A 12,655-nucleotide genomic window follows, 5' to 3' on the forward strand; every position below is an offset into this window, starting at 1 on the left:
GTGCGGTTAAAAACAAATTATATAGCGGATTCAATCAATTTTCGATACAAGGCGCGGCAATAGTGTAGTGAAAGGGAAGGGAATTTGAGCCGACCACGTTCAGACGGCCTTTTGCCCTTCCGCTTCGTCCACCAGCAAAAATGCCGTCAAAGCCAAAGCGGTCAATACCGCCGTCAACACCATTGCCCGTCCGTAATTGTCTGCACCGGCACGTCCGAGATAATCGTAAATCAAAGTGGTCAGCGTCTGCCATTCGGGGCGCGACAGGAACAATGTGGCCGCAAATTCGCCGATACACGTTGCCGAAGCCAGAGTCAGGCCGCGCCGCAAGGCCGGTTTCAATAAAGGTGCGGTGACATAACAGGCCGTCTGAAAACCGTTTGCGCCCATAGTACGCGCCGCTGCCGCGTAATCTTTGGGCAAACCGTCCCACGCGGCCAGTACATCTTTGGCCACAAACGGATACGCCAACAGCGCGTAAGTCGCCGTCAGCAGCCACAGCGAAGCCGTCCACTGCGGATAGAGCAGCAAAACGCCAAACGCGATGCACACGGGCGACACCATAAACGGCAAAAACATCAGCGCGCGCAACCACGCCACTTGCCGTGCCGCCGCCGCATACAGCACGCCCAAAACCGTCGCAGCCGCCACGGCTGTCGCAGAGAAACGGACGGTGTTCCACACAGCCGCCCACGTTTGCGCCTCTAGCAAGACTGCCCAAGAAGAGCCTGCCGATACCGCCTTGAGCCATACCGCCGCCAAAGGCAGCAGGCAGCACACTGCCAACATGACCAATACCGTTGCCGTCAGCCATTTTTCCCAAGCCCATATCGGCGCACGCGGAGGCAAAGGCGAGACTGACTTATCCACAGCCACGCGCCTGCTCCAATACGCATACAAACCGCCTGCCGCCGCCGTAACCGCCAGCACCAGCCACACCAACACCGACGCACGCGCCATGTCCAACTCATACGCCACCAGCCGGTAGATTTCCACTTCCACCGTTGCAAAACGTTCGCCGCCGAGCAGCAAGGCCAGTCCGAAGCCTGAAAAACAATATAAAAATACCAGGCACGCGCCACCGGCAACCCACGCACGCACCACCGGCCATTCGACCCAGACAAACCGCTTCCACGCGTCCGCGCCCAAAGATTGCGCCGACAGCAACCGCGCCTGCGGCACTCGCACAAATCCCTGATACGCCGAGCGCACCAAAACCGGCAGGTTGAAAAACACGTTGCCGTAAATCAGCAGCCACGGCGTGTTCTGCCAACCTGCCGCCAGCATACCGTGTGCGCCAAACAAGGCCAGCACGCCCATGCCCGCCACCAAAGTCGGCATCACAAAAGGCAGCATCAGCAGGCGTAAAACCGTGCGCCGTCCGGTAAAGTCCATCCGCGCCAGCACCCACGCCGCAGGTACGCCCAAAGCCGTGACCAAGACGCAGGTCAAAACCGCCTGGGCCACCGTCCAGCCCAAGCGCAGGCGCATATAGTCATCAGCCACCACTTCCGCCCAAGCGCCTTCGCCGTCGTAAAACGCCAACGACAGCAAAGGCGCGGCCACCATGACCGCCAAGAAACCCAAAGGCAGAAGCAACAGCGCATACCGCCGAATCCAAACCTGCATCGATGCGTACCCGAGAATAAAAACGTCTATTTTAGCCCGAGTTCGGCATAGGAGGTGGTATTCCTGCCCTTGTTTTCAGACGGCCCGGGCAGCCTTACGGATAAAACTGCCGTTTCTTCAAATTTTCCAAACATTTACGAAATCTCTTCAAAAAGGCAACATAATTGTTTGGGCATTTTTGTTACAATGCCGCCGATTCAAAAAAACCAAACAAATCAAAAACAAGGAAACATTATGACCACTACACGTCCACAAACCTACGATGCCGTCGCGCGCGCGTTGCACTGGCTGACCGTACTCGGTTTCATCGGCATCCTCTCCACCATTACCGTTTGGACCATCTACGATGGCGAAGAATGGGTCAAATCGCTCTTTGGCGTGCATAAATCCATCGGTTTCATCACGTTACTGGTGATTGCCGTACGCATTGTTTGGGCTTTGCTCAATGCGTCCAAACGTCCTGCCGCCGACAGCTTTGCCGCCAAAGCAGGCCACCTTGCCCTTTACGTCCTTATGCTCGTCGTTCCCGTTATCGGCATGATCCGCCAATACGGCAGCGGTCGCGGCCCGTTGAAAGTATTCGGTGTTGAAGTGATGCAGGGTTCGCCTGAAAAAATCGAATGGATGTCCAACCTCGGCAATATGGCGCACGGCAAACTCGGCTGGCTGCTCTTCGCGCTTGTCGCCGGCCACATTGCCATGGTCGTTGTCCACCGCATTCAAGGCCACGATGTTTTGTACCGCATGATCGGCCGCCGTTCTTAAGTGTAAAACGGTAAACAGCCAAGGCCGTCTGAAAACAGCTTGACCAAGCAAAAACTGTTTTCAGACGGCCTTTTTGTATTTGTGTTAATCTGCAAAAGTAGGGCAGGCGTTTTGCCTGACTGTTGTCTAAATACTGTAACCTGTACCGAGAAATACCATGACTGCTCCCATTCTCGCCATTACATCCGGCGAACCGGCCGGCATCGGCCCCGACATCTGCATCGATTTGGCTTTCGCCGACCTTCCTTGCCGCCCCGTTGTTTTGTGCGACAAAAACCTGTTGGTAAAAAGAGCCGAACAGCTCGGCAAATCCGTCATCTTGCGCGACTTTCAAACCCAAGCGGCCGATCTGTTGCCCAAGGGCGAACTCGAAGTCCTGCATATTCCTTTAGATGCCGAGTGTCGGGCGGGTGAACTCAATCCTGCCAATGCCGCATATGTCCTCCGACTGCTGGATACGGCGTATCAAGGCATTTCAGACGGCCTGTTTGCCGGCATGGTGACCGCGCCGCTGCATAAAGGCATCATCAACGATGCCCACGCAGGCAACGGCTTTTTCAGCGGCCATACCGAATACCTCGCCGAAAAAAGCCATACCGAACAAGTTGTCATGATGTTGACCGGCGGCGGCCTGCGCGTGGCATTAGTCACCACCCATCTGCCGCTGAAAGACATTTCCGCCGCCATCACGAAGCCTTTAATCGAGTCGGTTGTCCGCATTCTTGAACACGACCTGCGCCATAAGTTCGGCATAGCCAAACCGGTCATCCTCGTTACCGGCCTCAATCCCCACGCCGGCGAAGGCGGCCATTTGGGACACGAAGAAATCGACACCATTATTCCGGCGCTTCATGCCCTGCAGGCCGAAGGCATAGACGCGCGCGGCCCTTATCCGGCCGATACCGTGTTCCAACCTTTCCTGCTCAAAGATGCCGATGCCGTCCTCGCCATGTATCACGACCAAGGGCTGCCGGTGCTCAAATACGCCGGTTTCGACGAAGGCGTGAACATCACCCTCGGCCTGCCCTTTATCCGCACCTCTGTCGATCATGGCACGGCCTTGAACTTGGCAGGCACGGGCAAAGCCGATTCCGGCAGCCTGATTACCGCCGTCCGCGCCGCGCTGGATATGGCACACAATATGCAGAAACAGGCCGTCTGAAACGTAGAGGTTTAATCGTTTGCAGGCGTAATGTGTTCCCGTAAAGCATCATTTGGGATATTTGCCTGCCGGTTTATGAAGCCGATAAATGTTTGGACAATAATCAGCGTTTTATTTTAAAAACCATATAAAAGGCCGTCTGAAACCCAATGATTTGGGTTTCAGACGGCCTTTTGGTTTTTGGGTTTACCAAATTTCAGACAAAGTTTCTTTGACTTTGGCCTTCACTTCCGCACCGAAGCGGCGGCTGAGCATTTTGCTGAAATCGTCTTGCGGCGTGTAGTTGACCAGCTCGGGGGCTTTGACAACATCGCGGGCAACGCTGTAAATGCTGCCGAAGTCGTCAATCAGGCCGACTTGTTTGGCTTCTTTGCCGGTGTAGATGCGGCCGCTGAAAACGTCGGGATACTGTTTGTCTTTCAACCTTGCACCACGGCCGAGTTTGACGGCTTTGATGAATTCTTGGTGGATATCGCCCAACATGGTTTCCCAAATTTGGGTTTGTGCCGGTGTTTCAGGCGTGAAAGGGTCGCCCATGCCTTTGTTGCTGCCGGCGGTTTTCAGACGGCGTTTGACACCGGCTTTGTCCATCAGGCCGGTAAAGTCGAAACCGCCGCCGATCACGCCGATGCTGCCGACAATGCTGGAAGGGTCGGCGTAAATTTTGTCGGCTGCGGCGGCAATGTAGTAGCAGCCGGAAGCGCACATGTCTTCGGCAACAAGGTAAACAGGGATGTTTTTGTGTTCGGCTTTGAGGCGGCGGACTTCGTTAAAGGCCGTGTTGGACACGACAGGCGAACCGCCGGGGCTGTTGGCGCGGATGATGATGGCCTTGGCGTTGCCGTTTTCGTAGGCGGCTTCCATGCTGTCGCGCAGGATTTGGACTTGGTCGTCGATGTCGTTGCCGATTTCGCCGGTCAGGTCGATAACGGCGGTGTGTTCGCTGCGGGCGTGGATGCTCGTGGTTTTTCCTTCTTCTTCTGCAAGGCCGAAGATCAGGCTGAGGAAGATGAGGACGGCGACACCGCGCCAGATATTGCGCCAAATGCGGGCGCGGCGCTGTTCTTGGTAGGCGGCGAGGAGGACTTCGCGCAGGGTGTTGCGTTCCCAGTTGTCGACGGGTGTGGAGGCTGAAGATGGCGTGTTTTGGGCATCGCCTTCACGGTGGATTCGGTATTGCATGATGTGATGTGCTTTCTTGTAGGCCGTCTGAATGTTCAGACGGCCTTATCGGTTTTAGTTGATGGAAAAGCCGCGCAGGTATTGCGTACGTTCGCGGGTCATGCGGGTTTCACACTGTAAGCGCAGGTATTCTGCTTGCGCAGCGCTGTCTGCGGATGCGGCTGCTTGTTGGCAGTTGAGTTTTTTGCTTTGAATCCAGGCGCGTTGTTCGCCGAGGATTTGTTGTTTGACATCGCTGTCCATCCCGCCCCAGAGGTCGTTGATCTCGCCGTCTGCCTGACGGTTTTGCGCGCGCGCGTTGTCAAGTTCGCTTTGGCTGAGGCCAGGCGGTTCGTTGCGCGGAGTTTCACGGTCAGGGCGCAGGACTTCGTAGTCTGAATCGTCGTCATCATCGGTCAAGCCGACGGCTTGGCTGGCGGCGTTGTTTTCGAGGATGTCTTGCGGATTGACAGTCGGCGGCTCTTCGGTGTTTTGGTTTTGCAGCAGCTTGATGGCTTGCTCTTTGGATACTGGTTTGCCGTCTATCATGACGATGCTTTTCACGCCGTAGGGCAGCAGGGTGGCGGAAAGGGTTTGGGCTGTGGTGCTCAGGGTGTTGTCTTCGAGAACCGGTTTGCCGTCTTTATCGGGGGTGTAGAGCAGGGTGGTGCTGAACGTGTTGTTTTCAAAAGTCAGGTTGCTGCCCATCAGTTTTTGTTCGAGCATATCGGACAACGGGGTGTTGCCGTAAATCAGCGGGCTGTTGTCTATGGCTGTTTTGAGGATAGTGTCGGGAATGCGGATTTTGAGGTTGGCGCGGCAGATGGCTTTGCCGTTGTCTTCGGTTTCTTTGGGGTCTTCAAGCAGGGTTTCTAATTCGAGGCCGGCGGCGATGATTTTGTCGGCATCGACAAATTGGCGGCTGTCATCGCGGGCAAAGGAGCGCGCTTGTTGTTTGAGGGTGTCTTCGATGGTGGTACGGATGTTTTGCAGTGTGGCCGGTTGGGCGCAATCAAGCGCGGCTTTCGGCTCTTCTTTGCTGCATGCGGCAAGAAGAATTGTGCTTAAAATCAATACGGAAGCGGTTTTTTTGTACATGGGTACTCCTGAAGATGACGGCCTTTCAGACGGCCTGACGTGCCTATCATAACAAAAGCACTTGCAGCAAGTAAATGCGGCAAGTGCTTTTCTATGTCAGACGTATCAGCCCTTGATGACGCTGATGAAGCCGGAGAGGATGGCGGCGTTGAGCAAGTCAACGAAGAACGCACCCACCATAGGCACAATCAAGAAGGCTTTGTGAGACGGGCCGAAAGTTTGGGTAATGGACTGCATGTTGGCAACGGCAGTCGGGGTGGCACCCAAACCGAAACCGCAGTGACCTGCTGCCAATACGGCAGAGTCGTAATCGCGACCCATAAAGACGTAGGTAACGAAAGTGGCGTACAGAATCATCACGACGGTTTGTACGGCCAAGATGATGGTCACAGGGCCTGCCAGACCGGTCAACTCCCACAGTTTCAGGTTCAGAAGAGCCATGGCAAGGAAGAGGGACAGGGAGGCGTTACCGAATACGTCGATGGCGCGGTCAAACATATTGACTTTGAATGCGGCAGTGAGGATGTTGCGGATGACCACGCCGCCAAACAGACACCACACGAATTTGGGCAGGTCGAACAGGTATTCTTTGTCGAAGCCGTCCATAATCTCGGCAAATGCCAGACACGCGGCAAACATGGCAAGCGTTTCAACGGCAGATTCCGCCGTAATCAGGCGGGTGCGTTTTGCCTGCTCGAACACGTCGTCCGCGTTGTCGTCCTGATCCTGTTTTGTGTTTTCAACCGGTTTGCGGCCCATTTTGTTGATCAGGCGGCGCGCAACCGGCCCGCCGATCAGGCCGCCGAACACCAGCCCGAAAGTAGCCGATGCAATACCCAAACCGGTTGCGCCGACCAAGCCGTATTGCGTTTCAAAATTAGGTCCCCATGCACCTGACGTACCGTGTCCGCCCGTCAGCGACACCGAACCGGTAATCAGACCGATGAGCGGGTCCAAACCCAAAGCCGTAGCCAGTCCGACCCCGACAAAGTTTTGCACCAAGATAAATCCGCCCACAATCGCGGTAAAAACCACCAGCGGCAAACCGCCCGCTTTCAAACGGGAGAAGTCGGCACTCAAGCCAATGGATGTAAAGAAGATGAGCATGAACGCATCTTGCAGCGGTTTTTCAAATTTAAAGCTGACGCCGTAGGCTTCGTGCAGGGCGAACAGGACGATAGCGGCAATCAAACCGCCGGCGACCGGCTCGGGAATATTGAAGTCTCGTAAGAATTTGATTTTTTGAACCAGAAATTTACCAACCAGCAACACGAGCGTGGCGGCAATCAGTGTGTAATAACTGTTGAATTCCCATTCCATGTTGTTTCACCTCCTAGAAATATTTTTCCGAGCATCCGTTTTTGTTCCGGATGTAGTGTGTTTCAACGCTTGGCGTTATCCACCGAGTGTTATGGTATTGATGCGCGGACAAGGTGTTTTCAGAAAGAAATGAAAACAATGGTGTGTCCGTGAAAAATAACTGGCAAATATTAGGGGAATAGTTAAAGATTGTCAAAAAATGCGAGTGTAAATCTTTTCAGACGGCCTTTTGTCCGATGGCATGGTGTGCTTCGCGTCGCCATTGTTCTAATAGGGATATTAATGATTCGGCCGAAGTGTGGCCGTTGCTGATGGCAGCCTGCAGCCAGTAGCAGGCGGTCGGAACATGACAGCCGATACCTTGTCCGTGATAGTAAAAACAGGCGAGGTGGTATTGGGCGGAAGGGTGGTTTTGTTCGGCAGCAATGGCGTACCAGTGTGCAGCTGCCCAAGGATCTTGCGCCGTACCGAGGCCGTAATGGTAGATGCGGCCTAAGGCAGCCGCCGCGTTTTTATGGTGGAACTCGGCAGCTTCCATGTAATTTTTGCGTGCAGCATTATAGTCGGCGGGATGGCCGATGGCATGGGCTTGTGCTTCCGCCAAACGGTAGATGGCTTCGGTTTGTTGCTGTTGCAGGGCGGCAGTTTTGATTTGTTCGTATTGTTGCGGATGGTACAGCGCGGCGTCGCTGATGAGTTTTTGTGCCGCGGCGGCAGAACCCAGCGCGGCGGCACGGTGGTAGTAATCATGCGCAATATGGTTGTCGGCTTTGATGCCGAGGCCGTAGCGGTAGAGGTCGCCCATGATTTTCAGGGCTTCGGGATGGTCTTTCTCAGCGGCGGCTTTGGCATATCGTGCCGCTTGAAACGGATCGCGTTCGGAAAGTTCGCCGGTCAGGGCGTATTGGGCCAGCTTGGCCTGTGCTTCCGCTTGCTCTTTGTCGGCGGCACGACGATACCATTCTAAGGCTTCGGGTTTGCGTTGGGCAGCAAGAAGGTCGGCCAGCAGGGTTTGTGCGGCGATGTGGCCGGCTTGCGCGGCTTGTTCGAGATAGTGTTCGGCTTGTGCGTGGTTGGGGCTGACACCTGTGCCGTAGAAGTAGATTTGACCGAGTTGCCAGCAGGCTGCAGTCACGCCGAGCGCTGCCGCTTTTTCGTATTGTTCGATAGCTGTTGCAACGTCGCCTTGGCGTTGATGATGGCGTGCCAAATGGTAATACGCAGGTGCGGCATATCGGGCAGCGGCAAGCTCCGCCCAGTAGAGCGATTGTGGATCGTTGCGCTGCGTGTGGTAACGCATGAGAATTAATTGGGCTTCGAGGTGACCTTGCTCACTCAGCCAGGCGTATTCGTTAAGAAGCTGTCCGGTCGGGGTGCCGTTGTGTTCGCGTTGTTGCAACAGGGTGAAGAGTGCCTTGGGATGGCGTTGGGCCGCGGCGGCTTCCAACCATGGAAGTGCCTGCTCCGGATGACCGTTTTGCAGCAGATGGTCGCCCAATACAAAAGCAGCTTCCGTATATCCCTGCTCTGCGGCCTGTTGCAGCAGGGGCAGGGCTTGGGCGGTATTGGATTGTTCCAAAAGGGCGGCGGCTTGCCGGTAGAGGATATCAGGAGCGGCGGTCATGGTTTGCGGGCGGATATAAAGTGGAAGACGGATGCTGCGGCATATGGGCGGCGATACCGGTTGAGGGCTTTGTAAAAATATTGCTCGGCACAGTTTTATAGAGTGTATTGCCTTGCCGGCTTATCTTTAGGATGTTTGGCTTGTTATATTGTTTTGCCTAGGGATACATCCATATTTTTTGTGTTACAAAGGGCTCAGGTTGAGTCGGTATGGGCTCATGGCAGCTCGGTCATTATACTGTTTTTGTAATTTATTGTTAATGATAAATGCAGTTTTTTGTGTTTTGTTTACATGGCAGTAGCTAAGGTATTGATTGTTTCAGGCCGTCTGAAAAACATTTCAGACGGCCTGAGCTTTTCTTTCGCTAAGTCAGGTTGTCGGTGTGGAAGAGTCGGATGTGTCTTTGTTAGGAAAAAAGACCTGACTGTAGAAGTTGCCGTTAATTTGGGTCACGTTGAGGTGGTACATACGGTAGGCATGGAACAGCTCTTTGTCAGGCGGTGTCGGATGATTCCAAAATTCTGCCAAGGTATTTTGGTCAGTAATGCCGGGAATATCATAATAGGCACGGCCGAGAACCTTAACTGGCATATTGTGAATCAGTCCGGACAGGCCGCTGGTGCTGTTGATGGTAACCATGCCGAGACCGTGGCGCAGGAAAATGGGTAGGGGGACATCATGGACATAAATCACACGGCCTTTGAGTTCGGGGTGTTCTTTGATAAAGCGCTTAATGTCGCGCCAGTAGTCGATAAAGCCGCGGTCCATCGGATGATGCTTAATGATGATGTTGGTATCGGCAGGCGTGTGCTCGGCAAATGAACTCAAAACATGGAGTAGGAAGTTGCGGACGCTGGGAAAGTCGCAATGGATACGGACTTGGCTGTCGTTGAATACCTGTAAGGGAACAATAAAAAACTTACCGTATTTGCCTGCTTCCACACGTTTGGCGATTTGGATGTCTTCAATATAGTAGTTCAAACGCTTGAGGATGGAGAGCGACCACGGTTTGAGGTAATGGCCGGCATTGGGTGCGCGGTGGTGGATGTAGTCGGGGTATTTGCGTGGATTGCGGAACAACTCGATATAGTAACGGATGGCGTTTTTTGCCATGGGCGTAAAACCGCCGCGTACCGGCGTTGGCGCTTTATATTCTTGCTGGGCAAGCTTAGGGAATTGTTCAAGAAAAAAGTCGGCACGGCGCGGCAACGGGGAAAATGCGTTGACGCCGTCTTTTTCTAAGGTGATGTAGTAGGGGCGGAAATAGCCTTCTTCAAACGCCCAGAAACTGGCTTGGTTTTCGTTTGCAATGCGTTTTGCAATGACGTGATAAGGGCGTGTGTCGCCAAAGCAGACAACGGCCTGGATGTGATGTTGAGTGATGTATTCTTGCAAAAATTCAGGAAAGACATCGTAGTTATCGTTAAAAACAACGGTATGCGCTTGAGTGGGCAGATAAAAATAGTCGTCGCCTGCATTAAAGTTGAATTTATGTACGGTTTTGCCGTTTGTAGTCAGCCAGTCGGCAAGGCGCAGAAAAAAATTGCCGACAGGACCTTGAAGCAGCAGGATATTTTCTGCGCTTTCAAGCAGGTTTTGCAGGTTATTTTTGAGGACGGTCTGTTTCATGTCGCAATGTGGTTTTGTTTTTTATGTAATAGTTTTAGGTTGAACTTTCAAGCATACGCCAAGAGAATTAACGATGCAAAGGCAATGATGCCGCAATAGAGGCAAGTTTATGACGCATCGTTAATTTAGATGGTATTTATTTGAAAGATCGATATAGTTGTTTGATTTTACCTAATTTTTTAGCAAAGTACCCGCGATGTAATCCGTTGTTGTTTTTTTGCATATTTTTTTGTCGTATCAGGATTTGGGCTGCAGTTTCCGCATTGATGGCCTGATGGGTTTCGGGGTGGATGTAGTCGGGATAGTAGATGAGCGTGCCGGCAACCAGCTGCCAAAGCTCAAGCCTGCGGCTGCGGCGCGGAATAGGGAGCAGATCTTGGGTAAGCCCCCAACCTGCATAGAAAGGCAGGCCGTAGCAGCTGACTTTTTTGCCGCGCAACAAGGCTTCAAAACCAGTCAGCGAAGTCATGGTATGTACTTCGTCTGCGTATTGGAGACAGGTCAGGATGTCGGCTTGCTCGGCGGTTTGGTCGGCATATCGTGCAACATCATCAGGGGAAATATGGCCGATGCGGTTACCGCTGACTACATCGGGATGTGGTTTGTAGATGATATAGGCATTGGGATGGCGTTCGCGTACGGTACGGAGCAAATCCAGATTGCGATAGATTTGGGGCGAACCGTAGCGGATAGACGCGTCATCTTCAACCTGGCCGGGAACGAGGATCACGGTTTTGTCGGTTGATGGGGCGGTAAAGTCTGAGTTGCCGACGTTGTATTTGCTGATATGGTTTTCGGTCAGCATTTTTTGCAACTTCAAGGCCGTCTGAAAGTCTTGATCGTCGAAGTTTTGGTTTTGCAGGATGTGTTCAAGACGGGATGGGGCTTCGGCATTGAAATAAATGCCCATATCGTCGGTAACAAGCGACAGCGGCGGTACTAAGTTGGAGCCGAGTCCTACCGAGCGGATAAAGCCGTCTTCCATGCGCAGCAGGGGGATGTGGTGTTGTTCGGCAAAACGGACGATAGCCTCTTTGCCGTTGCCCCAAGCAAGGATGCGTGCATCGTCGGACAGTTTGACCCCGGCCAGTTTTTGGGTGGAGGAGATAAATTTTAGACGGCAAGAGGGTACGTTAAAGAACGGTTTGGCAACCGCGCGTTTCCACAAAGACATACCAACGCAATACAACTCGCCACGCAATTTGTCGTTTTTACGTTTGACCGTTGCCAGATAGTCGATGACATCAAAGAGGTTGCCTGCTTCGCCGGTATTGGGGTTGAGGTAGCGGCTGTATTGCAGATAGGCTGCGGCGAAGAGCTGCAGCAAGTTGCGGGGGGTGCGGCGTTGGGTTTGAACAAGGCTGTCGATTTTTGGGTAGCGGTCATCGCTCACACCCCATCCGGCATACCACGGCAGACCGAAAGTGGTCAGCGGTTTGCCGCACAAAAGCGCCTCAAAACCCATTTGCGAGGTAACGCAATAAACTTTATCGACGTTTTGCAACAAAGAAATCGGATTGATGTCTTCTGCCAAAAGATGGACGCGGTGTTGCTGCGCCAGTTGGGTCAGATAGCCTTGTTTTTTGCCGCACAAAACATCGGGATGGGTTTTGACCCAAATATCGGCTTGCGGGTTTTCATTTAAGGCCGTCTGAAACATCAGTTCAAACGTAGAGGCGTCTGCGCCGCCATATTGGATGGCCATATCGCCAAAGGTTTGGTCGATGATGAGGAGAGTTTCAGGCTTGGATGGGGAGCGTAAAGGATGATCGTCTGAAAGTTCGGGCTCGTGGTTGTATTTGGACAGATGGTGTTGCAGGATGAAATCCATCGCCTGCTGCGCCTGAGCCAAGGTTTCAGACGGCATGGTATCGGCGGCAAGAATCAGTTGTTCCAAACGCGAAGGACGGGTGGTGTCGTAGTAGATGCCGATGTCGTCATAGACGATGGAGTAGGGCGGATAACCGGCGACACCCAGTCCGAGCGATCGTAAAAAGCCGTCTTCCAAAGCAATAAAGGGAAGCTGGTGTTCGGTGGCAAAAGCACGCGCTTTGTGTGTCGTCGGGCGCAAACCCCAGCCGACAACAGCCTCTGCTCCTTTTCCGTCTTTGCAGATATGAAACTCAGGTAATAGGGTGGAGAGATAGGGGATTTTGCGGATGCCGCGAGAGGGGATGTAGGCGTTTTTCACAATGCGTTTTCGTCGATTATTGTTATTAATGGATTGTAGGCCGTCCGAAAAGAGGAACATTCTTTCAGACGGCCTG

The 12,655-nt window shown here is 53.2% G+C and carries 9 protein-coding genes; 2 read left to right on the plus strand and 7 right to left on the minus strand.

Annotation, left to right across the window (positions count from 1 at the left end):
• Nucleotides 1-99: 99 nt before the first annotated feature.
• On the minus strand, nucleotides 100-1,629 hold the full coding sequence (locus tag FAH67_RS08935; protein ID WP_003681757.1) for an ABC transporter permease: 1,530 nt from the start codon (nucleotides 1,627-1,629) through the stop codon (nucleotides 100-102).
• A gap of 234 nt (nucleotides 1,630-1,863) precedes the next feature.
• On the opposite strand from FAH67_RS08935, the gene FAH67_RS08940 reads away from it, so the two are divergent.
• Together FAH67_RS08940 and pdxA are read left to right on the plus strand one after the other, a co-directional pair.
• The gene (locus FAH67_RS08940) at nucleotides 1,864-2,394 is read left to right on the plus strand and encodes a cytochrome b (RefSeq protein WP_112890873.1); all 531 of its coding nucleotides are present in this window, start codon (nucleotides 1,864-1,866) and stop codon (nucleotides 2,392-2,394) included.
• Between the two features lie 157 nt (nucleotides 2,395-2,551).
• Nucleotides 2,552-3,556, plus strand: a complete 1,005-nt coding sequence (pdxA, locus tag FAH67_RS08945) for a 4-hydroxythreonine-4-phosphate dehydrogenase PdxA (RefSeq protein ID WP_003681761.1) — start codon at nucleotides 2,552-2,554, stop codon at nucleotides 3,554-3,556.
• Between the two features lie 186 nt (nucleotides 3,557-3,742).
• On the opposite strand, the gene FAH67_RS08950 is transcribed toward pdxA, so the two are convergent.
• The 6 genes from FAH67_RS08950 to FAH67_RS08975 all read right to left on the minus strand — a co-directional run bounded on the left by FAH67_RS08950 (nucleotide 3,743) and on the right by FAH67_RS08975 (nucleotide 12,639).
• Nucleotides 3,743-4,738: a S49 family peptidase gene (locus tag FAH67_RS08950; RefSeq protein WP_003681763.1), complete on the minus strand. Its 996-nt coding sequence runs from the start codon at nucleotides 4,736-4,738 to the stop codon at nucleotides 3,743-3,745.
• A 54-nt stretch (nucleotides 4,739-4,792) separates the two neighbouring features.
• On the minus strand, nucleotides 4,793-5,815 hold the full coding sequence (locus FAH67_RS08955) for a lysozyme inhibitor LprI family protein (protein ID WP_003681766.1): 1,023 nt from the start codon (nucleotides 5,813-5,815) through the stop codon (nucleotides 4,793-4,795).
• A 105-nt stretch (nucleotides 5,816-5,920) separates the two neighbouring features.
• Nucleotides 5,921-7,135 carry a sodium/glutamate symporter gene (gene gltS / locus FAH67_RS08960; protein ID WP_003681767.1) on the minus strand — a complete coding sequence of 405 codons (1,215 nt, stop codon included), beginning with the start codon at nucleotides 7,133-7,135 and terminating at the stop codon, nucleotides 5,921-5,923.
• A gap of 217 nt (nucleotides 7,136-7,352) precedes the next feature.
• Nucleotides 7,353-8,759 carry an SEL1-like repeat protein gene (locus tag FAH67_RS08965; RefSeq protein ID WP_003681770.1) on the minus strand — a complete coding sequence of 469 codons (1,407 nt, stop codon included), beginning with the start codon at nucleotides 8,757-8,759 and terminating at the stop codon, nucleotides 7,353-7,355.
• Nucleotides 8,760-9,128: 369 nt separating this feature from the next.
• Nucleotides 9,129-10,388, minus strand: a complete 1,260-nt coding sequence (locus FAH67_RS08970) for a capsule biosynthesis protein (RefSeq protein WP_003681772.1) — start codon at nucleotides 10,386-10,388, stop codon at nucleotides 9,129-9,131.
• A 136-nt stretch (nucleotides 10,389-10,524) separates the two neighbouring features.
• Nucleotides 10,525-12,639 (minus strand): capsular polysaccharide biosynthesis protein, encoded by a 2,115-nt coding sequence (locus FAH67_RS08975; protein ID WP_003681774.1) that lies wholly within the window; start codon nucleotides 12,637-12,639, stop codon nucleotides 10,525-10,527.
• Nucleotides 12,640-12,655 lie beyond the last annotated feature (16 nt).

It is taken from the genome of Neisseria flavescens (genome assembly GCF_005221285.1).
GTDB classification, from domain to species: domain Bacteria; phylum Pseudomonadota; class Gammaproteobacteria; order Burkholderiales; family Neisseriaceae; genus Neisseria; species Neisseria flavescens.